The 22527-nt window shown below is 65.3% G+C and carries 18 protein-coding genes and 1 tRNA gene; 4 read left to right on the top strand and 15 right to left on the bottom strand.

Annotated features, from left to right (window positions below):
- Positions 1-27: 27 nt before the first annotated feature.
- Entirely contained in the window at positions 28-1488 is a 1461-nt protein-coding gene (locus tag E3O50_RS01260) for an MFS transporter (RefSeq protein ID WP_134558268.1), read from the bottom strand.
- A gap of 124 nt (positions 1489-1612) precedes the next feature.
- Between E3O50_RS01260 and E3O50_RS01255 the strand changes: the two genes are divergently transcribed.
- The gene (locus tag E3O50_RS01255; RefSeq protein ID WP_198413436.1) at positions 1613-2266 is read left to right on the top strand and encodes a TetR/AcrR family transcriptional regulator; all 654 of its coding nucleotides are present in this window, start codon (positions 1613-1615) and stop codon (positions 2264-2266) included.
- A 94-nt stretch (positions 2267-2360) separates the two neighbouring features.
- Here E3O50_RS01255 and E3O50_RS01250 read toward each other — a convergent pair whose 3' ends face one another.
- From E3O50_RS01250 to E3O50_RS01230, 5 genes are all read right to left on the bottom strand, one after another.
- Positions 2361-4289, bottom strand: coding sequence for a beta-L-arabinofuranosidase domain-containing protein (locus E3O50_RS01250; protein ID WP_134558267.1), 1929 nt, complete (start codon positions 4287-4289; stop codon positions 2361-2363).
- Between the two features lie 17 nt (positions 4290-4306).
- Positions 4307-5995 (bottom strand): glycogen debranching protein, encoded by a 1689-nt coding sequence (locus E3O50_RS01245; RefSeq protein ID WP_241975232.1) that lies wholly within the window; start codon positions 5993-5995, stop codon positions 4307-4309.
- A gap of 75 nt (positions 5996-6070) precedes the next feature.
- Positions 6071-6889 (bottom strand): carbohydrate ABC transporter permease, encoded by an 819-nt coding sequence (locus E3O50_RS01240; RefSeq protein ID WP_134448293.1) that lies wholly within the window; start codon positions 6887-6889, stop codon positions 6071-6073.
- Entirely contained in the window at positions 6889-7872 is a 984-nt protein-coding gene (locus E3O50_RS01235; RefSeq protein WP_134558265.1) for a sugar ABC transporter permease, read from the bottom strand. Before E3O50_RS01235 ends, E3O50_RS01240 begins: the two co-directional genes overlap by 1 nt.
- A gap of 39 nt (positions 7873-7911) precedes the next feature.
- Positions 7912-9159, bottom strand: coding sequence for an extracellular solute-binding protein (locus E3O50_RS01230; protein WP_134558264.1), 1248 nt, complete (start codon positions 9157-9159; stop codon positions 7912-7914).
- A 242-nt stretch (positions 9160-9401) separates the two neighbouring features.
- Here E3O50_RS01230 and E3O50_RS01225 point away from each other — a divergent pair, with 242 nt between their 5' ends.
- Positions 9402-10415, top strand: coding sequence for a LacI family DNA-binding transcriptional regulator (locus E3O50_RS01225; RefSeq protein WP_134448289.1), 1014 nt, complete (start codon positions 9402-9404; stop codon positions 10413-10415).
- A gap of 53 nt (positions 10416-10468) precedes the next feature.
- On the opposite strand, the gene E3O50_RS01220 is transcribed toward E3O50_RS01225, so the two are convergent.
- The 7 genes from E3O50_RS01220 to E3O50_RS01190 all read right to left on the bottom strand — a co-directional run bounded on the left by E3O50_RS01220 (position 10469) and on the right by E3O50_RS01190 (position 17456).
- Positions 10469-11326 (bottom strand): Cof-type HAD-IIB family hydrolase, encoded by an 858-nt coding sequence (locus E3O50_RS01220; RefSeq protein WP_134448287.1) that lies wholly within the window; start codon positions 11324-11326, stop codon positions 10469-10471.
- A gap of 78 nt (positions 11327-11404) precedes the next feature.
- Entirely contained in the window at positions 11405-12832 is a 1428-nt protein-coding gene (locus E3O50_RS01215) for a glycoside hydrolase family 1 protein (RefSeq protein ID WP_134448285.1), read from the bottom strand.
- A 97-nt stretch (positions 12833-12929) separates the two neighbouring features.
- Positions 12930-14789: a beta-glucoside-specific PTS transporter subunit IIABC gene (locus E3O50_RS01210; protein WP_134558263.1), complete on the bottom strand. Its 1860-nt coding sequence runs from the start codon at positions 14787-14789 to the stop codon at positions 12930-12932.
- A 201-nt stretch (positions 14790-14990) separates the two neighbouring features.
- On the bottom strand, positions 14991-15878 hold the full coding sequence (locus E3O50_RS01205) for a PRD domain-containing protein (protein WP_134558262.1): 888 nt from the start codon (positions 15876-15878) through the stop codon (positions 14991-14993).
- Between the two features lie 57 nt (positions 15879-15935).
- Entirely contained in the window at positions 15936-16292 is a 357-nt protein-coding gene (locus E3O50_RS01200; RefSeq protein WP_134448281.1) for a VOC family protein, read from the bottom strand.
- An 82-nt stretch (positions 16293-16374) separates the two neighbouring features.
- On the bottom strand, positions 16375-17016 hold the full coding sequence (locus tag E3O50_RS01195; RefSeq protein ID WP_134448280.1) for a helix-turn-helix domain-containing protein: 642 nt from the start codon (positions 17014-17016) through the stop codon (positions 16375-16377).
- Positions 17017-17021: 5 nt separating this feature from the next.
- Entirely contained in the window at positions 17022-17456 is a 435-nt protein-coding gene (locus tag E3O50_RS01190; protein ID WP_134448278.1) for a VOC family protein, read from the bottom strand.
- Between the two features lie 235 nt (positions 17457-17691).
- Between E3O50_RS01190 and E3O50_RS01185 the strand changes: the two genes are divergently transcribed.
- Complete coding sequence (locus tag E3O50_RS01185) at positions 17692-20259, top strand: glycoside hydrolase family 2 protein (RefSeq protein WP_134558261.1); 2568 nt, start codon at positions 17692-17694, stop codon at positions 20257-20259.
- Between the two features lies 1 nt (position 20260).
- On the opposite strand, the gene E3O50_RS01180 is transcribed toward E3O50_RS01185, so the two are convergent.
- Both E3O50_RS01180 and E3O50_RS01175 read right to left on the bottom strand, forming a co-directional pair.
- A tRNA-Ser gene (locus E3O50_RS01180) sits at positions 20261-20332 on the bottom strand.
- Between the two features lie 183 nt (positions 20333-20515).
- Positions 20516-21496, bottom strand: a complete 981-nt coding sequence (locus E3O50_RS01175) for an arginine deiminase-related protein (protein ID WP_198413587.1) — start codon at positions 21494-21496, stop codon at positions 20516-20518.
- A 219-nt stretch (positions 21497-21715) separates the two neighbouring features.
- On the opposite strand from E3O50_RS01175, the gene E3O50_RS01170 reads away from it, so the two are divergent.
- The gene (locus E3O50_RS01170) at positions 21716-22159 is read left to right on the top strand and encodes an Lrp/AsnC family transcriptional regulator (RefSeq protein WP_134558260.1); all 444 of its coding nucleotides are present in this window, start codon (positions 21716-21718) and stop codon (positions 22157-22159) included.
- The last annotated feature ends 368 nt before the right edge of the window (positions 22160-22527 follow it).

Below are 22527 nucleotides of genomic sequence, written 5' to 3'. Positions count from 1 at the left end.
CGAGGGGTCCCGGTCCGGGCACTGCGTTCAGTCGAGGTCTTCGACGCCGAGGGCGAGTGCCTGCTCGCGGCGCTTGCTCATCGACGGCGCTGCGAGCGCTGCGATGATCGCGACAACGGCCACGGCGGCACAGACCCAGAAGCCGATCGTGAAGGCGTCGTCCAGGGGCAGGCCCTGCGAGGTGCTGTGCGACGTGATCAACGCGGCGATCACGGCTGTGCCGATGCTGCTGCCGATGGTGCGCGCAATCGTGTTGACGCTGCTCGCCTCTCCGGTCTGGTGGATCGGCACGCTCTCGATGATCGCGTTGGACATCGCTGCGAAGGCCAGGCCGATACCGGCACCGGTGAGCAGGCCCGACACGACGACCTGCCAGAGTTCGGCGTGGTTGAATGCGGGAATCACGAATGCGGCGGTCACGAAGAGGGCGCCGAAGACCATCGGCGGCTTCGGGCCGATCTTGCGCACGAGGATGCCGGCGACGGGACCGAAGACCACCATCATGAGCACGGTGGGGAGCAGGAACAGGCCGGCAGAGGACACCGACTCGCCGAAGCCGTAGCCCGTCACGGTCGGCAGCTGGAGCAGCGTCGGCACGAGGACGAAGGTGCCGAACATGGCGAAACCGAAGACGAGTCCCACCACGTTCGCCGTCCACACGCCGCGGATCTTGAACAGGCGCATGTCGATCAGGGGTTCCTTCACCCGCAGCTCGACGAACACGAACACGACGAGGGCGAGGGCGCCGAGGGCCAGGAGGCCGATCGTGCTGCCGGAGTCCCAGCCCCAGGACTGTCCCTTGCTGATCGCCAGGAGAAGCGAAACGAGGCCGACCGTCAGGATGACAGCACCGAGCACGTCGAGGTGGCCGGGTCGCTTGACCGGTGACTCCGGCATCCCGAAGATGACACCGAGCAGGGCGATGACGACGAGGATTCCCGGCAGCCAGAACAGCCACGGCCAGGACAGGTTCTCCACAATGGGTCCCGCGGCGACGATGCCGACCCCGGCACCGACGCCGAAGATCGCCGACAGCAACCCGATGGTCACCCCGACCTTCTCGTGCGGAAGTTCATCGCGCACGATGCCGATCGAAAGCGGCATCACCGCACCGGCCGCACCCTGCAGCACGCGGGCCACGATCAGGACACCCAGGTTGGGGGCGAGCGCCGCCAATACGGTGCCCGCGAGGAGCAGGGCGAGCACGACGATCATGATCCGGCGCTTGCCGACCATATCCCCGAGACGTCCCAGGATGGGCGTCAACACGGATGCCGACAGCAGATACGCCGTCAGGATCCAGCTGACATCGGCGGTCGAGGCGCCGAGGTCTTTCCCGATCGTCGCGAGTGCCGGGGCGACGAGCGACTGCAGGACCGAGAAGGCCAGGCCACCGAGGGACAGGTAGAGGACGATGAGCGTGCTGTTTCGGCTACGGGCGGGCGTCGGAATCGAGCCCGTGGCCGGCCGTTCGGTTGTTTGGGACATATCTCTCCGGATGCTATGTAAACAGTTGGCGACTTAGGCCAGCATAGCCATGATCGCCCGTAAGTCAAAGCATGTTTACATCGGTTCTGCCGGCCTGTACCGTGGAGGGGAACGAAAGGATGCCATGACACCGGGTATGCCGACCATCGATGCCGCCCCCTCCGAGTCCGACGCCCCGGGCGGCGTCCGGCAGCGCGACGCCGCCAATACGCGGCAGTGCCTGCTGCAGGCGGCACGGCGTCGATTCGCGCACGACGGCTACGCGGCGACGACGGTCCGGGACATCGCCACGGACGCCGGCGTGAACGTGGCACTGATCAACCGGTATTTCACATCCAAGGAAGGCCTCTTCGAGGCGTGCCTGACCCGTGCCGTTGAAGAGCTCGACCGCCCGATCCCGGAGAGCGACACCGTTGAGCTGATGCTGCAGACCATGCTCAGGCACCTCGCGGAGCTGCCGAGCGGTGAGCATCCGCTCGGGCTCCTCCTGCTCTTGCGTTCCTCCGGGGATGAATCGGCGGAACGGATCCGCCGTAATACGTTCCGTCATTTCGCCGAACGGTTGGCCGCGGCCGCCGGCTGGCGGCCGGATGACGCCGAAACCGAGCATCTCATGCTGCGCGCCCAGATCGCCCTGTCCGTCGGCTTCGGCATCGTGCTGTTGCGAACCACCTCGGGATTGGAGGCCCTGTCATCGGCCTCCGCAGGAGACCTGGCCGGTCCACTCGGCGACGTTTTCGCCGCACTCCTGGAGCCTGCACCCGACGCCCGCCCCTGACTTCCGCCGGGTGGGGTCAGGTTTTCCCGAGAAGGCAACAGCTGGGAACGACGGCTCGTTGCGAGGCCGTCACCGGGCTCGCATCACACTCGGTTCAATGATCAGGGCGCGTCGCGACCGGGAGCCAGACGCGCATCGTGGACGGGCCACGGTTCGCCCAGTCGAAGTAGGGAATGAGCTCGACGTCACAGGCGGCATTCTCAGCCGTGAACCCGCCGTCGTGGCCATAGGGCCAGTCAGGATTCGGCGATTGGGCTGACTGCGCGTGCACCCGCGCTCCCCGCACGGTCTCGGTCAGGCCGACGCGATCGTCGATGGACACGCCTGCGAGGTCGTGTCCCTCCCGGAGGTCGCAGGATTCCAGGCACATCACGAGTGGGCCACGCTCGATGGCGACCGTTCCGCGGACCGCGTCGATCGACGGATGCGGGTGGGTCACCCGCGGCGCCATCGGCAGGTCGAGCGTCAATTGATCACCTGCGCGGAAGGCGCGACTGATGGTGACCGTCGATCCGGAGCAATCGACTCGTGCCCCGTTGACCGTGACGACGGCGCGGCCGATGGCCCACCGTGGGATGCGCAGGGAGACCGATGATTCCGCTTCCGGCGCCTCGCGGATGTGAACCGAGACGGTACCGTCGAACGGGTAGCCCGTTCTCACCTCGAGGGCGATCTGGCCGGTCGCAAGATTCGTCGCGACGTCATAGTCGCCGTATTGGTGCAGTTGCACCCCGGTTTCCGTTGCGGTTGCGAAGTACAGGTTGACGCTGGCCAGGGTGCGGGCGATGTTCGTCGGGCAACACGACACCTCGAACCAGGGAGCACGAAGGCTGGACTGCGCGCGCGCGTTGATTTCATCCTCCTCCGGCACGGTACCGTCCACGCGCTGGTGAAGGGTGTTGGTGTAGAAGAACGCCCGGCCATCGGCGCGCGGGGAGGCGAGGATGTTGTTGAGGAGTGTGCGCTCGATGAGGTCCGCGTACTTGGCGTCGCCGGTCTGCAGCAAGAGGCGCCAGCTCAGCATCACCGATGCGATTCCAGCACAGGTCTCCGCGTAGGCGCGGTCCGGCGGCAGCTCGTAGTCTTCGCCGAATGCTTCGTCGAGATGGTGTGATCCAACGCCGCCCGTGATGTACGTGCGCCTGGCCACGGTGTTGTCCCACTGCGCGGCCACCGCGCTCGCGAGCGCCGAATCGTCGGTCTCGACGGCCACGTCCAGGGCGCCCGAAGCCAGGTACAGCGCACGCACCGCATGACCGCGGAGAACGGTGGCGTTCCGCACCGGCATGTCATCGAGGAAATACTCTGCTCCGAACCTGTCGGGTACGAGCAGGCCGCGCCCACGACGTTCGACGAGGATGCGGGCGAGTTCGAGGTAGCGCGGCTCGCCTGTCGCTCGGGAGAATTCAACGAGGGCGACCTCGATCTCGGGATGCCCGCAGACGGCGTCACGACCGTCCGGCCCGAACTCGCCGTAGACGTGGTCGGCGAGACGCCGAGCCACCCGCACGAGCTCGTCATCGGAACCGGACCGTAGCCGCGCGACGGCAGCCTGGATGAGGTGCCCGAAGCAGTAGAGCTCGTGTCCCCATTCCAGGTTCGAATAGCGCGGCGGTTGCCCGGAGCGCCCGAAGCTCGTGTGCAGGTATCCGTCGGCCTCCTGGGCCGACTCGACACGGGCGACCAGGGCGCGGTATCTGAATTCGAGATCGGCGTCGGGCTTTCGTCCGAGTTCCCAGGCCAGAGCCTCAAGCAATTTGTACACTTCGGAGTCAACGAACTCGATCCCGGCGTGGTCGCTGCCGAGCGCGCCGTTGGCGGCGCGATCGAAGTTCCCGATCCACCCGATCCGCTCCATCCACCGCTGGCAGTGGTCAAGGATGACTTCGGAGTTCAGGGTTTGCTTCTCCTGCCAGAATCCCCCGGTGAGAGACACTTCGTCCGGTCCGAGTGCCCGCAGCGCGCTCGTCGACGGCCGCACGGGGCCTCCGCGGAGTGTCGGGGGTGCGATAAGAGAAGGCATGTGTCGTGTTCTTTCGGTCAGTTGTCGGACGCTCGGATGAACGCTTCGTGCGCGAGCAGGAGGTAGGAGCTCGCGGTCCAGGTGTATGCACGGTCGCGGAGACCGTCGCCGCTCAGCGCGTCAAAATTCTCAGCGAACCCCGACCTTTCGCAGAGGCGGCGAAAGCGCTCGCTGACGGTATCCGCGAGTGTCGTGAAGCCTGCCCTGCGTAACCCGTCTTCGACGATCACGGTGGAAGGCGCCCAGATCGGGCCCCGCCAATAGCCGTCGGATTCGTACAGCGGTGATGAGGGCAGCTCGGTCGCCGGTCCCCAATCGGTGAGATGACCCGCGATGGAATCGGCCACACGCTCGCGCACCTCCACCGGCAGGAAATCCGCCGCGACGATCGTCAACAGGTTGAGGAGGCTCGTCGTGGAACTCGTGCGCCCGCTCAGCGGGGCGCGGGCCACGAAGTGCTCGCCGTCCCAGAGCTCGGCCAGCAGGGCGGTCGCCATGGAGTCACGCTGGCCGCGCCTGCTGGCTCCGTCGTCCCGGCCCAGTTCGTCGGCGAGCCGCGCGAGAGTGTCGAGTTGCAGAATCAGGAAGGCGGCGAGGTCGGGGGCCTCGATGACGCGGTCGCGGTCGAAGGTCGAGGAATTGTCCCAACCGCTGTCATTGCCGTGCTGGTAGTGCGCGAGCTCGTGCCCGGCGATGCGCCGGGAGTTGAGCCAGAAATCCGTCCAGGCCGACAACTGGTCGTATACGGCCGCCAGGACGTCCACGGGAATGGCGTCGGGCATCCGCTGGCGCAGCTTGTCGAATGCCCAACCGTGAATCGGCGGCTTCACGAAGTTGTACAGGATTTCTGAGTGCGTCACGGAGTCGGGTAGAGCGCCGGAGGAGTCCTGGTGGTCGAAGATGAGCCGAAACTGGCCGAGCGCAGCGCCGGGATCGCCGGGGGCCAGGGCCAGCGCGTTGAAACAGTGGTCCCAGCTCCAGACCTTGTCCATCCAGTGCTTGGACATCAGGATGGATTCGTGCTCGAGGAAGCCGAGCGGGCGAACCGTCGCCGACCACATCACGTAGCCGGCGAGCGCAGCGGTCGGCGTGCGCGCGTCGCTCCAGCCCGCCACACGGTCCAGGTACCCCGCGAAGTCCTGGCGGGTCGACAGGACGACCTGGTCGAATGAGAGAGCCGGGCGATAGCTCGGCCGGGCGGACTCGAACTCCTCGATCGCCACTTCCCAGCCGTCGGCTCCGGAAACGACGACGTCACGGACATGCGCACCGAGGGCCTCGACGCCGTGCACGTCGAGCTCGCCGCGCAGGCTGGTGACCCGGTAGCGGCGACCCGTTTCGTAGGAGGTGAAGACGGCGGCGCCGTCCATCGGGTCGCGGAAGAGGTAGGAGCCCGTGAACGGAGTCAGCCCCGTCGACGCATCGCCAATCGTCAGGTCGACGCCGCGACCGCGGATGCGCAGGCAGGCCACCCCGTCGAAGGCCGCATCGATCTTTCCTTCTGCCGCGGTCCACGACAGGAGTGCAGGCGAGGCCGTGACGGTCGTCTCCGTCCGGACGCCGTCCACCTGCGGCACGAGAATGAAGACCGCGTGCATTCCGTTCTGGTGGGAGACCAGATGCAGGTCCTGATGCACGGTGTGCAGCGCAACGACGGGCGAGATGTCGAACCACGCTCCCCTCGCGCTGAAGGGAATGTCACGCACATCGAAGGCCGGCAGGTCAGGCCCCGACGGGGTCGGGTTGGGTGTGGGGACGGTGATGCTCTGGCCTGGAATGAGTCAGTCCTTTACTGCGCCGGCGGTCACGCCGGCGGCGACGTAGCGCTGGGCGACGATGAGCAGGATGGCCGCCGGTATGGACGCGACGACTGCGGTAGCCATGATCGCGTTCCATTGCGAGGTGTTGTTGCCGATGTACTTGTAGATGCCCAGGGTGATCGGCAGGAATTGCCCGCTCCGGGAGAGGGTCGACGCGAAGATGAAGTCGGACCACGCCCACAGGAAGGCGAACAGGGAGACCGTGATCGCGGAGTTCCGGCTCACGGGCAGCACGATCGACCGGAAGGTGCGCCACGGTCCTGCTCCATCGACCGTGGCCGCCTGGATGAGTTCGTTGGGGATACCGGACATGAAGGCAGTGAAGAGGAGGACACCGAACGGAACGGCGATCGTCGAATCAGCGAGGATCAGGCCACCGACGGTATTGAGGAGTCCGCTGTTCAGGTAGATGGCGTAGAACCCCATCGCCATCACGACACCGGGGATCATCTGCGCGACCAGCAGGATGAACGTGAGCGGGGCAGCACCTCGCAAGCGCAATTTGGCGAGCGCGTAGCCGGCAGGCGCGGAGATGACGAGCGTGACGACAACCGTGCCAAGGCCGATCAGGAGACTCGTGCCGAGGTATGGCAATTGCTGCGAAAGCACCGCGGTGTAGCCGTCGAGCGTCGGTGAGAATGGGAAGAGGTTGGGCGGTGAATCGCGCAGATCGCTTGTCTTCGTGAAGGAGACGTTGATCATCCAGTACACGGGAAAGAGCATGACAGCGGTGAGGAGGAGTCCGATCGCGGTCTTCCACCAGGAGCGTCGATGAGACATTATTTCTCCGTCCTGTTCTGAATGCGCAGATAGATGAACCCGAAGATCAGGGCGATCAGGATCAGGACGTTGCCCACGGCTGCAGCCGGGCTGAAGTCGGGGTTGCCCGTTCCGAAGGCCTCCCGGTACGACCAGGTGGCGAAGGTGGTCGAGGAATCCCCCGGGCCGCCGGCCGTCATGATCCAGATGATGTCGACGACTTTCAGCGTGTAGATCAGCCCGAGCAGGATCGTGATCAGCGAAACCGGACGCAGCAACGGGAAGGTGATCCGCCAGAATTTCTGCCACGCGTTCGCACCATCGAGGGAGGCAGCCTCGTAGAGGTCTTCGGGAATGTCTTGCAGACCCGAGTAGAGGACGACGAGGTTGAACGGGATCCCCAGCCAGATATTCGCGATGATCACGGACGCAAGCACCAGATCGGGCGAGGTCAGCCAGTTCACGGGTGCGACCCCGATCACGCTGAGGGCCGAGTTGATCACCCCGTTGTCCGAGTTCATCATGGACGACCAGGTCGACGCGGACACGATCAGCGGGAGCAGCCACGGGACCAGGAACAACCCTCGCAAGACGCCGTTGAGTCGGAAGTTGTTCCGGAAGAAGACGGCGAGGATGAGGCCGATGCCGAACTGGAACGCGATTGAGACGACGGTGAACAGCGCCGTGTTGGTCAGCGCCTTGGCGAACGTTTTCGATCCGAAGACGGCGACATAGTTTTCGATGCCGACGAACGCGGCATTGCCCTGCACGAAGGCGCGCGGGGTGTAGTCGTGGAGGCTCAGTTCGATGTTCCGATAGAGCGGGAACGCGTAGAAGATGATGAGGTAGGCGATGAGAGGGGCGACGAAGGCCAGGGCAACCCACTGGCTGGTGCCGAAAGAAGTTCGCCTCGATCTTTTTTTCGGGGGGAGTGGAGCGGATGTGCCGACCGCCCCACCCGCGTCGGGGCGTGCGGCCCCGACGCGGGCAGGAAGTGTGGTCATGGTGGGATGCCCTTCGTGTTCTCGGTGGGAGGCTTCGGTCTACTTGGCGATAGCTGCTGCGGCAGCGGTCTGGGCTTCCTTCAGCGCTTCCGTGGGCGTCATCGCACCGCTCAGTGCGTTCTGGATGGCGGTATAGACCTGCTCTGAGATCTTCGGGTAGTTCGCACCGAGGTTGTCGCTGGTGCGCCCCTTGGCTGCCTTCACGGCGTCGACCCACACCGAGAGTTCCGGGTGTTCGACAAGCAGGGCGGCCTGGCCTGCCGTGGTCGCGGGGATGTAGTACGCGAACGTGTCGGCGGTCTTGACCTGGCCTGCGGTGGTGCTCATGCATTCGACGATCTTCTTGGACACGTCGTAGCGCGCCGTGTCCTTCTGGGTCGGGATGACCATGAATTCGCCGCCGGTCGGTGCGGGAGCCGCTCCCCCGGCCTCGGCCGGGATGGTGATGTAGCCGGTCTTGAAGCTGGCCTTCGCTGCGCTGTTGACCTGCCACGTGCCGTTCACCGCGAAGCCGAAGTCACCGGTGAGGAATTCCTCCCAGTTGGTGTTCTGCGAATTCGTGATGACTGAGTTCGGCGCGAGGCCCTGGCTGACCCAGTCGGTCCACAGTGTCAACGCAGAAATCGCCTGGGTCGAGTCGAGCTTGTTGAGGTTGGCTCCGGCTCCCCAGAAGAACGGCAGGAACTGGAAGGTTCCTTCTTCGCTCGCGAAGCCGGCGAAGGTGATGCCCTTGTGACCGGCGGTCTTGACCTGCTGCAGGGCTGCGGTGAGGCTGGCCCAGTCCGTGACCGTCGCAGGATTGACGCCCGCCGCGTCAAGGACGTCCTTGTTGTAATAGAGCGCGAGGGTGTTGGCGCCGACGGGAATGCCGTACGTCTTGCCGTCGAGGACACCGGCCCCGAGGAGATTGGGGTCGATCGCGGATGTGTCGAGCCCGATGGACTCCATGTCGTTCAGGGCGCCAGTGTCTGCCAGGGTCGTCACGGCCGGGTTGTCGAGGAGGATGACGTCGGCTGCGGTGCCCTCCTGGGCGGCAAGAAGGGACTGGTTGGTCAGCGACTGGGAGTCGTACGCCGTACGTTTGATGGTCACGCCGGCGTCGACACCGCAGGCATCGATGCGCTTGGCCCAGTCGGAGCTGGCGTCGTGCTGGGGATACGGATCCCACACTGTGTACTCGGTGCTGCCGGCACTGCTGGAGCTGCCACCGGCAGCCGAGCATCCGGCCATGGCCAGTGCGAGGGTCGCGACCCCGGCGACGGCCATCGTGCTACGTACGAACTTCATTGTCATCACGTTTTTCCTTCATTGGAATAGGGCAGGAATATCAGAGCAGAATTGTGAAACAAATAAAACTAGTTTCAATAGGGCGAGGCTAGCACTGAGTTTCCCGGTACGTCAATCGGAATTTGTCTCTTTTGTCAGTGAATTGCGGGGCACGCGGGGTACAGTCTTTTCTCGTAGGGTTTCACGCGACTCGGCCGAACAATGACCGGCCTCGACATCGGTTTCAGAGGCGAAAGGACACCATGGGCAAGACGAATGACGCAGTCACCCTCGCCGACGTGGCGCGTGCCGCCGGCGTGTCCATTGCGACGGCGTCCAAGGCTCTCAACGGCAAGACCGTCGTGCGCGAGGCAACCCGGCAGCACGTCGAGGAGGTGGCCCGGAGCCTCGCCTTCACGCCCAACCCGTTCGCCCGCGCACTCAATTCGTCGATCACGGGTACCATCGGCGTCCTGACCGCAGACCTCGCCAACCGGTTCGTCGTTCCGATTCTTCTCGGCGTCGAGGACGCCTTCGGTGCGGACTCCACGTCGGTCATCCTCACGGATGCCCGGAACGACTCCATCCGGGAGTCGCACCAGTTGCGCACCCTCATGGCGAAACGCGTCGACGGCATCATCGTCCTGGGCGACAGTGACACGTCCCGCCCTTCGATCACGGAACAGGTGACGGTACCGGTCGCCTATGCGTTCGCCGCCAGCCAGGACCCGAAGGACTCCTCATTCACGACGGACAATTCCCAGGGCACCGACCTCGCCATCGACCACCTCGTCTCCCGGGGCCGACGCGGTATCGTCGCGATCAGCGGCGATCCCACCTTCTCGGCGGCCGTCGAACGGCTCACCGGCGCCACCCAGGCGATGAAGCGGCATGGCCTGCAGCTCGTCGGCGGTGAGAACCTGTACGGCGACTGGAGCGAGGACTGGGGCCGTCAGTGCGTGCATGCCCTCATCGAGGCCGGGCACCACTTCGACGCGATCTTCTGCGCCAGCGACCAGATCGCCCGGGGCGCCATCGAGCAATTGCGCGATGAGAACCTCCGCGTGCCCGAGGACGTCGCCGTCGTCGGCTACGACAACTGGGAACTGTTCAGCGTGCATTCACGCCCGCCGATCACCACGATCGACATGAATCTCCAGGAGCTGGGCCGGGCGGTGGCACGCGAACTCATCGACGCCATCAAGGGACAGCCGCATCCGGGAGTGCACCGTGTCCCGGTGCGCCTCATCCCGCGCGCATCCACGACGCGGCTCTGACCCCGTCGTTTCGCACACCGGCGACGCCGCGCCCGGTCGGTACCGGCATCCGCTCAGATCAGGCCATGGCGGCGGAAGGCGTTCCAGACCCCGTCGTCGAGCACGGCGGTGGTGACCTCGTCGGCGTGGGACTTGACCTCGTCGGTGGCATTGCCCATCGCGATGCCGACACCGCACACCTGGAGCATTTCGATGTCGTTGCTGCTGTCGCCGATGCCGATGGCGGATGCCGCGTCGAGGCCGAGCAGGTCGAGCAACTTCAAGATCGTGCTGCCCTTGTTCACCCCGCCCAGGGTCACCTCGCCGCTGCCGCGACCCATGTGGGGAATGGTGCCGGTGATGACGTGGAAATCGTCGCCGAGCGCGTTCGAGACTCGATCGAAGGCCCGAAGGTCACCGGCCAGGAAGACCGACTTGGCGATGCCCGTGAATGACAGCGGCCGCACGTCCCCGAAAGCCTTCAGGACCGGGTGTTCCTCGGCCCCGGTGACGGAGGCGAGGTCGGGCCGGGGATCACCCTTTCGTTCCCTGTCGTCCTCGAGGTAGGTCGCGAAGCGCGAGCGCACCCCGGGGCTCGGGTAGAGCTTGTCGTAGGACTGGAGGTAGAAGTCGTAGCCCGCGGCCTCGTAGAACCCGACCATTCGCGCCACCGCCGGTTCGGGCATCGTGCGGGAGATCACGACGTCGCCGCCGACTTCGGCGAACCCGCCGCCGGCGCTGATCGCCCCGTCGAAGCCGATGTCCCGGATCGCCGGGTAGATCTCCACCGACGCCCGCCCCGTGCTGAGGTACACGAGGTGACCGTTCTTCCGGGCGCTGCGCACCGCCTCGATCGACGATGGTGCGATCGCCTCGCCGGAGTCGATGAGGGTGCCGTCGACGTCGAGGAAAGCGATGCGGGGGGAAATCATGATCTACTCCAGACGAGGCCGCCTCCGGGACAGTGCATCCAGGAGGCAGCCGACGGGACGAACCCGTTTGGTTCTACGCTATCGGGTGAGGCTCGCACCATTGGATCGGATGACCTCGGCGTACCAGTCGAACGACTTCTTCTTGAAACGGTCGAGGGTGCCCGTTCCGTCATCGTTGCGGTCGACGTAGATGAACCCGTACCGCTTGCTCATCTGTGCCGTGCTGGCGCTGACGAGGTCGATGCACCCCCAGGAGGTGTAGCCCATCACGTCGACGCCGTCGGCGACGGCCTCGCCGACCTGCACGAGGTGATCGTTGAAGTACTCGATGCGGTAGTCGTCGATGACGGTCTTCCGGCCGTCGACCGTGACGAGCTCATCCTTCGCTCCGAGACCGTTCTCGACGATGAACAGCGGCTTCTGCCAGCGGTCCCAGAACTGGTTCAGCACGATGCGCAGGCCGACCGGGTCGATCTGCCAGCCCCACTCGGATGCCTTCAGCGTCGGGTTGGCGACCCCGGGGAAGATGTTCCCTTCGCCCGTGACACGATTCGATGTGTCGGCGGTTTCCGCCACGCTCACGTAGTAGCTGAAGGAGACGAAGTCGACGGTGTTCTCCTTGAGCAGTGCCCGGTCGTCGTCGGTGATCACCAGTTCGACGCCCTGGTCGCGCAGGCTGCGCAGGTAGTACCCCGGGTATTCTCCGCGCACGTGGATGTCGCCGAAGGCGAGGTTGGTGCGCTCGGTGGTGAGCGAGGCCATCACGTCGTCGGGATCGGGCGACAACGGATAGACCGGCATCGCGAGGATCATGCAGCCGACCAGGGCGGACGGGGCGAGCTCGCGGGCGGCCTTGGTCGCGAGCGCACTCGCCACCAGCTCGTTGTGCACGGCCTGATACAGGTCGGTCCGGGTGAGCTGGTCCTTCGGTGTGTTGATGCCGCCAGACAACAGCGGGGCGTGCAGCACGGAGTTGATCTCGTTGAAGGTGAGCCAGTACTTCACCCGGGCGCCGTATCGGGCGAAGAGCACCCGCGCGTACCGCTCGTAGAATCCGATCAGGTCACGGTTGACCCAACCGTCGTAGGTCTCCGTCAGGTGCAGCGGGGTCTCGTAGTGCGAGATGGTGACCAACGGTTCGATGCCGTGCTTCTCGCATTCGTCGATGACGCGGTCGTAGAACGCGAGGCCCTCCTCATTGGGCTCCGCCTCGTCGCCGAGCGGGAAGATCCTGCTCCAGGCGATCGAGAAGCGGAAGGTCCGGAAGCCCATGTCGGCGAACAGGGCGATGTCCTCGGCATAGCGGTGGTAGAAGTCGATGGCCACCTGCTTGAGGTTGTCGTCCGTGGGGCCCGCGGTGCGCGGCGTCGTGATTCCCTGCGGCATGACGTCCTGGATGGACAGGCCTTTGCCGCCCTCGTTGTATGCACCCTCGATCTGGTTCGCGGCGGTCGCACCGCCCCAGAGAAAGCCCTGCGGGAATGTGACGGGTGTTGAATCGGTCATTCGTGTACTCCTTTTACTACTGACTACGTATTACGCAGATGGCCGGTGGAGGAGCAGCCCAGCCGCTCCTCCACCGGGACGTACAAACCGCCCTCGCTTACTTCGCGGTGGCCAGTTCTTCCTCGGCGATCGCCAGGAAGAGGGGGTCTCCGTGCGCTACCGGGCCCGAGGCTGGTGAGCCGATGGCCGGATACTTCTTCGGGTTCGTGATGATAACCGGCGTCGTGATGTCGTATCCGGCTGCCGTGATCGCGTTGATGTCGAACTCGAGAAGGAGATCGCCGGCCTTGACCTGCTGGCCCTTCTCCACCTTCAGGGAGAAGTACTTGCCACCGAGCTTGACCGTGTCGATGCCGACGTGGATCAACACGTCCGCTCCATCCGCGTGCTGCAGCCCGATGGCATGCCCGGTCGGGAATGCGGCTACGACGAGAGCGTCGAACGGGGCGTAGACGGCGCCGACGCGGGGAATGATCGCAACACCCTTGCCGAGGTCGCCGCCGGCGAAGACGGCGTCGGGAACCTCGCTCAGTGCAACGGCGGTGCCGTCGAGCGGGCTCAGCACCTCGAGGTCGGTGCCGTCCACGACTGCGGCGGCATCGTTGGCCGGATCCTTGAATCCGAGGATCACGGTCAGGCCGAACGGCACGATGATGGCGACGAGAAGGCCCAGAATCAGCATCACGGTGTTTCCGGTACCGAACAGGGCTGGCAGCGCCAGCAGCGAGGGCAGCACGAAGGCGTTCGCGGCGACGCCGCCGGCCGAGATCAGGGCTCCACCGAGGACACCACCGACGACTCCGAAGACGAACGGCCGCTTGAGCGGCAGGTTCACGCCGTAGATGGCCGGCTCCGTGATACCGGCGAGGAAGCCCGACAGGGTGGCCGGGGCAGCGAGCGACTTCAGGTTCGAGTTGCGGGTGCGCACCCAGACCCCGGCGACGGCCGCAGCCTGTGCCAGCACCGCGGCGAAGAGCGGCGCGGTGATGTAGATCAACCCGGTGCTCTGCAGTTCGGCGGTCATCAGCGGGACGAAGCCCCAGTGCAGGCCGAAGATGACGAAGACCTGCCAGAGGCCGCCCATGATGGCTCCACCGAGCCAGGGCACGACCGTGAAGACCCAGCCGATACCGCCGGCCAGTCCCGTGCTGATCAGGTTGGAGAGCGGGCCGATCACCAGGAAGGTGAGCGGTACCAGGATGATCACCATGATCATGGGTGTCACGAATCGGCGGATCGCGGCCGGCAGTGCGGCGTACAGGAACCGCTCTCCGTGACTCTGCAACCACACGATGACGATGATCGGGATGACGCTCGAGACGTAGCTGACCATCGTCACCGGGATGCCGAAGAAGGTGATGTCCGGCACGCCGTTGAGCGCGACGATCGAGGGGTACACGAAGGAACCGGCGATGGCGAGCGACGTGAACTGGCTCGCGTTGAAGTACTTCGCCGCGGTGATTGCGAGCGCCAGCGGCAGGAAGTTGATGAAGGCATCCGAGAGTGCGTTCAGGATCGTGTACGTCGTCGTCGTGTTGTCGATCCAGGCGAACGTGACCGCTGCCGCCAGGAAGGCCTTCAGGAGGCCGGTGCCCGCGAGCGCCCACACCAGCGGGGTGAAGATCGCCGAGATCATCGCGATGAAGCGGTTGACGAGGTTGCCCTTCGGGCCGTCCTGGGCGGCCTGGCCGCCGGAGGAGGAGGCGCCGCCGAGCTTCGAGATCTTCGTGATCTCGGCGAAGACCTCGGGTACCTCATTGCCGATGACGACCTGGTACTGACCGCCGGCCTCGGCCGTCGCGATGACGCCGGGTGTGGCCTTGACCGCCGCCTTGTCGACCTTCGCGTCGTCCTTGATGACGAATCTCAGCCGCGTCGCGCAATGCACGAGCGACTGGACGTTTTCTTCGCCGCCCACACCCTTGAGGACCGCAGCTGCGGTCTTGGAGTAGTCCATCGGTCTCATTCACCTTCCGCCGCGACATCGCGACTTCCATGCTCAGGAAGCGATCAATCGGTGTTTTGGGCAAAAAAAAGACCTGAACTCATTCATCGCCGTACTGGCGATGCGAGTTCAGGTTTTGCCCGCTGATGCGGTAACAATCCGAAAATGCTTCCACAGAGCGTCGTCGCCCTGCGGTCTCAACGTAGTACACGATCAGGTGGCGGCGCCATCCACCATCTGGTTCGCCAGTCGCTCGACGTGCACGATCACGTACAGGAGCTCTTCGTCGGTGAGGTCGGAGCCGGTGGCGGCACTGACGTACGACTTGACGTCGGCGGCGATGGCGTAGGAGCGGGGGTAGCTGTGTTTGGCGAATTCGAAGAAGGACGTGTCCGAGCCGCGCAACATCGACTTCGCCACCAGCCGCTGCAGGAGGAATTGGATGTGCAGGATGAACCGCGCGTAGTCCGGGCTCGCCGTGTCCAGGTGCACGCCGAGGCCGCCCTCGACCGTCGTCACCACGTGCTGCACCCGACGGAAGAGCAGTGCCGCGGTTCCATTGGGCTCGTCCCTGGTCGCGTTGAGGAGATGCATGGTGAGGAACACCGCTTCCTCGTCCGGGAGGGCGGTGTCCAGGCTGGCGCTGACCGATCGGGCCATTGCCGTCGCGGCGTCGAACTCCTGCGGATGCAGGACGCGTAATTCGGGCATCGACGTCGTCGGGATGCGGATGCCTTTCTGCATCCGTTCGAGCACGAATTGGATGTGGTCGATGATGGCGAGCGGCAATCGGCGACCGAGGCTTCGGCCCAGGGTCCGTTCCGCCTCGTCGACCGCCCGCGTGACCGCTTCGATGACCGGGTACGGCACGGACGCGAGGAGTTGGCGGGCATGGTCGGCTTCACTGCCCTGATCGAGGACGAAGGTCTTCTCGACCTTGGCGGGATCGATCGTGTCGCTGGGAAGGAGCTGGAATCCCAGCCCGCGTCCCATCAGCACGCGTTCCTGACCGGACTCGTCGATCGAGATGACGACGTTGTTGTTGAGCACCTTGTGCACCACCTTGTCCGGTGTGCGTTCTGCCCCGTCTTGCCTCGCCATAACGCTAGTTTAGGGCGCTCGCCTTTTCGCGGCCGCCGTGCTCGACGGACACGGGCGCTAACCAACCGTGCGGGCCGAGAGCACGCAGAATTCATTGCCCTCCGGGTCCGCCAGGACCACCCAGGGGACGTCTCGCTGGCCCACATCGGCACGGGTCGCCCCGAGGCCGAGCAGGCGCCCGACCTCGGCGGCCTGGTCGTCGGGGACGAAGTCGAGGTGGAGCCGGTTCTTCACGGTCTTTCCCTCGGGGACAGCGCCGAACAGCAGGGTCGGGTGCGCACCCTCGGCCGCGGCGAGTTCGAGCTCGTCGTCGCTCTCGCCGACCACGATCCAGCCGAGAGCCTCCTGCCACCATCGCCCGAGCCCCTTCGGGTCGCGACAATCGACGACGACTTCTTCCCAGAACAGCGACATGCCGGACACACTACGCCGGGCCGCGACCCCAGGTCCAGACGCAGGGCATTCCGGGTGCAGCCATAGCGGTACCGCGCTCGGCTCAGGCGGCCAGGTGAAACGTGCTCGCGAAGCGACCGAGGAGGGCACGGCGACCACGCAGCACCTCGACGACCCCGGTCTCGATCGCGCGCTCCGGGCCGAGCTCACCGGAAATGAGCCGGCGGATGCCCGGACCAGCGGCGAAGGCGAGGTCGACGGGCCCGTCCCCGCGCGTCACATCGAGGGTGGAGCCGTCAACCCGGATCAGAAGCTCGGCATGACCGAACCGCGCTGCGTACGCGGTCGCCGGGAGCTGCTCCGCGACCTGCGGACGAAACGCGGTCCGGAGGTCCATCGTCATGGCGTCAGGGGTGATGACCTGCTCCTCCCGCGGATCGCCCAGGGATTTGAATCCCCACGCCCCGAGTGCGAGCACCACGGGCTCGAGCTCGCGGCCGTACGGCGTCAGCTCGTAGACGATGACGCGCGAATGAGGCACCCGTCGGATGATGCCCGCCGCCTGCAGCTCCTTCAGCCGTGCGGCCAGGATGTTGCTCGGGATCCGAGCGAGTCCCCCGGCGAGTTCGCCGTAGCGCCGCGGCCCGACGAGCAGGTCGCGGACGATGAGCAGGGCCCAGCGCTCTCCCACAAGCTCCAGGCCTCGCGTGACGCCACCGTATTGACCATAGTCGCGTGCGGCCATCGACCTCAGTCCTGCTGATTCGCGAAGGCTTCGGGGCCCTGAGCGGCTGCTACCGGGTCCATCCAGCCGAACTCGAGGAAGTTGCCGTCGGGGTCGTTCAGCTGGCGCTGGTACATGAAGCCGTAGTCCGAGGCCGGTTTGGGCTCAGAGCCTCCAGCGGCGACGCCGTCGGTGACGGCCTTGTCGACCGCCTCGCGACTGTCCAGGAAGATCGCGGTCGACACGGAGGGGTTCACGGCCGGATCTCCGATCGGAAGGTCGGTGAAGGTCTGAAAGTACTCGCGGACCAGGATCATAAAGTAGCTGTGGTCTTCTTCGACGACGACGCAGGCCGCGTTGTGGTCCGAGAAGGCCGGGTTGATGGTGAATCCGAGCGCCGTGTAGAACGCCTTTGCGCGCTCCAGGTCGGTCACCGGCAGGTTGACGAACATCGCGGTCATCGTGTCTCCTTGTAGAGGTTCCCATGTGGACTGACGTCATACTTGCAAAAAACAAGTGTGCTGTCAAGGCCTCTGTCGTGCCCTTCCGGACGCGAGCGCTCAGCCCGCCCCAGCGCACCCCGGTCTACCGGGGTGGCGGCGTCGTGTCGTAACGTAGGCGATATGACGATCTCGCCCGGATTTCAGATTCCTGATTTCACCCATCCGGGCGTCGTCGGGTCGCTGCCGCCACATCATGACTGACACCACCATCCAGGCCGTCGTGCCCACGAGTCACCCGATCCGACGCCTCCTCGCCGACTGGACCGTCACCGCGCTCGACGGCCCTGTCCCCCGGGCCGTGCGCCAGCACACAATTCCGGCAAGCGTTCCCGGGTCGGTGCACACCGACCTCCTCGCCGCGGGCCTCATCCCCGACCCGTACCTCGACGGCAATGAGCAGTTGCTCGGCTGGATCGGACTCACCGACTGGCGATACACGACGACCTTCGTCTGGCAGCCGAACAGCAGCACCCAGAGCGAGATCGTCTTCGACGGTCTCGACACGATCGCGACGGTTGAACTCAACGGCCACCGGATCGGCGTGACCAGGAATATGCACCGCCGTTACCGATTCGACCTGCGCACCCATCTGCGCGCCGGCCTGAACGAGCTCGCCGTCACGTTCTCCTCTCCGATCCGGGCCGCGGATGCCGCCAGCCTCGAACTCGGCTATCGCCCGCACGTGAACCACCACCCGTACAACGCGATCCGCAAGATGGCCTGCAGCTTCGGCTGGGACTGGGGCATCGACACGAGCACATCGGGCATCTGGCGCCCGGTCGCCCTCGAATGCTGGGCGACGGCGCGGATCGAGTCCGTGCGCCCGATCGCCACCGTGGACACCCTTGTCCGGGCAGACGGGACGGCCCGGCACTCGGGCACGGTCGCCGTGCACGTCGAGGTCGCCCGGGCGAGCGACGCAGATCTCATCGTGACGGCATCCGTCGGAGGCGTGACCGGCTCGGCCACTCTGAACGCGGGCCAGACGAGCGCGGTCGTGACGCTGCAGGTTGCCGAGGTGTCGCGGTGGTGGCCGCGGGGCTACGGCGAGCAGCCGCTCTATGCCGTCGACGTGACGTTGCACGATTCGGGCGCGGACGACGCCGAAGCACTCGAACTCGATTCGGCACACCGGCGCGTGGGCTTCCGTACCGTGTCGTTCGACACCGAGCCGGATGCCACAGGGACACCGTTCACGATCGCCGTCAACGGGCACCCGGTCTTCGTTCGCGGGGCCAACTGGATCCCCGACGACTCCTTCCCGCACCGGGTCGACCGGGACCGGTACCGGGACCGCATCGAGCAGGCCGAATTCGCCAACATCAACCTGCTCCGGGTCTGGGGCGGCGGCATCTTCGAGGCCGACGACTTCTTCGAGCTCTGCGACGACCGCGGCATGCTCACGTGGCAGGACTTCCTTCTCGCCTGCGCCGCCTACTCCGAAGAGGCGCCCCTGTTCGGCGAGATCGAAGCGGAGGCCCGCGACAACGTGGCCAGGCTGGCGTCGCACCCATCGCTGATCGTGCTCAACGGCAACAACGAGAACCTCTGGGGCCACGAGGAGTGGAACTGGAAGACGAGACTGGATGGCAAGACCTGGGGCGCGGGCTACTACTACGAGCTCTTCCCGCGCATCGTGGCCGAACTGGCGCCGCACATCGGATACACGCCGGGAAGCCCGTTCACCCCGGGCGGCATCGACGGTCTCGGCCGTGACGGAACACTCACGCCGAACGATGCGAACAACGGCACGATGCACATCTGGGACCTGTGGAACCAGCGCGACTACCCCGCCTACCGTGAGTACACGCCCCGCTTCGTAGCGGAATTCGGCTGGCAGGGCCCACCGACCTGGTCGACCATGCGCGCATCGATCAGCGACTCCCCGCTCACTCCCGAGTCCCCCGGCATGCTGGTGCACCAGAAGGCGATGGAGGGCAACGTGAAGCTCACCGACGGCCTGCTCGCCCACTACCCGTTGCCCGACGACATCGACGACTGGCACTGGGCGATGTCGCTCAACCAGGCCAACGCCATCGGCACCGCCATCGAACACTTCCGTTCCCTGCAACCGCACTGCATGGGCAGCGTCGTCTGGCAGCTCAACGACTGCTGGCCGGTCACGTCCTGGGCGGCCGTCGACGGCTATGGGCGGCCCAAGCCGCTGCTCTACGCGATCCGCCACGCCTACGCCGACAGACTGGTGACCATTCAACCGCGCGCGGGGGGAACGCTGGCCGCGGTCGTCGTCAACGACGAGGCTTCACCCTGGTCGGGCGAGCTCATCGTCCGACGCCTCACAGACGCGGGAATCGTGCTGGCCGAGCACGCGGAACGGGTCACCCTGCCCGCGCGGTCCACGGTGACCGTGCCGCTGCCCGCATCCGTCTCCGCGACAACGGATGCGGCAGCGGAACTCCTCCGGGCCGAGCTCAGCGGGGTGCGTGGCCACTGGTTCTTCGCCGAGCCCCGCGACACCCGGCTCGGTGCCCCGTCGTTGTCTTCGTCACTCGAACGGGTCCCGAACGGCTACCTGCTCACGGTGACGGCCGCAACGCTCACCCGCGATCTTGCCGTCCTGGTGGACAAGGTAGACCAGTCCGCCCGGGTCGACGACATGCTGATCACACTGCTCGCGGGCGAAAGTGCGGTGTTCAGCATCCGCTCCACGGTCGAGCTGGACTGTGCGACCCTGACGGCACCGACGGTGCTGCGCAGCGCGAACCAGCTTGTGCGGCCGAGATCCCGCCGACGAGGATGAGTGCCGCCGCTGGGACTCAGACCCACACCTTGACGATTTCAAGTCGTCTGCCTCTGCCATTGGGCTACGGGGCGCGTCCGAGTGCATCCGCGCTGAGCGAACTCAGTCCGAACAGACTCCGACGCTTCAAGCGCAGGTACCGCCGGAGCAGCCGCTTACCAGGCGGGCGTGGCCGGGACCCAAGACTGGCCAGGGCCAGCCCGAAGCAGTCGTCGGAACCGGGCATCCGCGGTCGTTCCGGAGCAGACAAGCACCCCTACTGCCGCGCGCCCAGCGCACTGAACGGAGCCGGGGCAGACGTTGGCCACCTGTCCTGGTGACGTCGTCGATCCAGGTGGATTCCGGCGAGCATACACCGGATGGAACCGCCGGCCAGTTCTATCGTCGGCACGTCCACGGGCACAAGACGGCAGGACTCCTCGAGTGTTTCCCGCTGGCGTTCCGTCAACGCCGTGAACGCCCGACGGGACAGCGCGAGGATCCTGCCCCGGTCTCCCTCGAGTTCGATGGCGTTACCGCAGAATTCCTTGATCTGGGCGGACGACAATTCGATGACGGTGCGGCCCGAAGACGTCAGACGCTCAACGACCTCGTCACGACGATCGCGCGAAGTCATGAGCTCAAGCCCGATCAATGCGAACCGGGTCCCCACACACATCATCACGTTGGTGTGGTAAATCGGGATACCCGAATCATCGACGGCGTCGAAAACCAACGGTTCGTAGCCGAAGTTGGTGCAGAAGCGTTCGAGGGCGACAGGATCCGCACGCTGTGACCTGGCCACATAGGCGACTCTGCTGACGTGGTCGAGTACCATCGCACCGGTGCCTTCGAGGTAGATCCCGTCGAATTCGAGGCCGGAGTAGTCGATCACGTCCTGCACGCGATAGTTCTGTTTGAGCAGTTCCAGGATGTCCTGGCGACGTTCCGTGCGGCGGTTGGGCGTGCGCATCGGATAGACGGCGATATGGCCGCCGGCGTGGGTGGAAAACCAGTTGTTGGGGAAGACGCTGTCGGGACGGCCCTCGTGCTCGTCCTCGAAGAGGTGCACGGTGATTCCATTGGCGCGCAGGGTCTCGGCCACGACGGTCACTTCGCCGTGGGCCGTGTGGTGATGTTCGTTCAGGTTCGACAGGTCGACGAGCGGCTGGAACGTGTTGTCATCGGCGGTTTGAGAGTTGGGCGTGAACCGGTGCGGACGGATGAGGACGACCGTGCCCTGTGACTGAACCGACACGACGGTCAGACCCTGGTGAAGACGTGGGCTGGAATGGGTAGACTCCCGGACACGCGGCTCCGGGAGCTGTTGGTCATTTCTGCGCACTGCACCACTCGGCGCCTCCTTCGATCAGGATTCCAACGCTACGGTGCGCGAATACGTCATCGATAGTGGATTTTCCCACTAATTACGATGAGGAATTGCACACTTTGCATACCCGAGCCGTACTCTATGCGTATGCCCCTGGATGACCTCGACCACAGGCTGATCAGTCTGCTCCGGGTGAACGGGCGAGAACCAGTCGCTGCACTCGCTCGTGAGCTCGGCGTGACCCGCTCCACCGTCGACAATCGATTGGCCCGTCTTGTGCAGTCGGGCACTGTCGTGGGGTTCTCCATCCGGGTGCGTGAGGACCAGGATCCGGGCGTGGTGCAGGCCATCTCGTTCATCGAGGTAGAGGGTCGGGCGACGAGTGACGTCATCCGGGCCCTGCGCGGCTATCCGGAGGTCAGTTCGCTGCACACGACCAACGGGGCCTGGGACCTCGTCGCCGAGTTGCGCACCGCTGACCTGGGCGAGTTCGACCGGCTCCTTGGACGAATCCGTTCCATCCCCGGTGTCCTCAACAGCGAGACCAGTCTCCTGCTCAGCTCCGTCTCCGAGCGTGCCGTCGGCGCCTGACCCGCCGATCGCCTTCGACGTCATCGTCGGTGGAGAGAAGCGTGTCGGCCTGGGAGAGTCCGCCGAGTCCGGCCTCAGTCGGAAGTTCGGTGCCGGATGATGGTGCCCCCGCTGGGACTCGAAACCTAGATCCGCCCCAGTCAGGGAGTAAAACAGGGTCAACTTCCGCGTAATTTCAACGTATTTCGGTCACCTCGGTACCAGCTAAATCAAGGTGATTTCTGGCAAGTGTGGGCAAAATGTGGGCACGGACGACTGATCCACCGTTGTGTGATGTATCTGGACATGGGTGACAGTTCTGTATCAGGACATCGGTAACACTTCCTGTATCAGGACATCGGTGACAGTTAGATAGTTTTCGGTCGCCG

The sequence above is a fragment of the Cryobacterium sp. MDB1-18-1 genome (genome assembly GCF_004402735.1).
Taxonomy (GTDB): Bacteria; Actinomycetota; Actinomycetes; order Actinomycetales; family Microbacteriaceae; genus Cryobacterium; species Cryobacterium glucosi.
The sequence above is the reverse complement of the archived record's forward strand: the minus strand, read 5'-3'. Positions and strand labels throughout refer to the sequence as shown.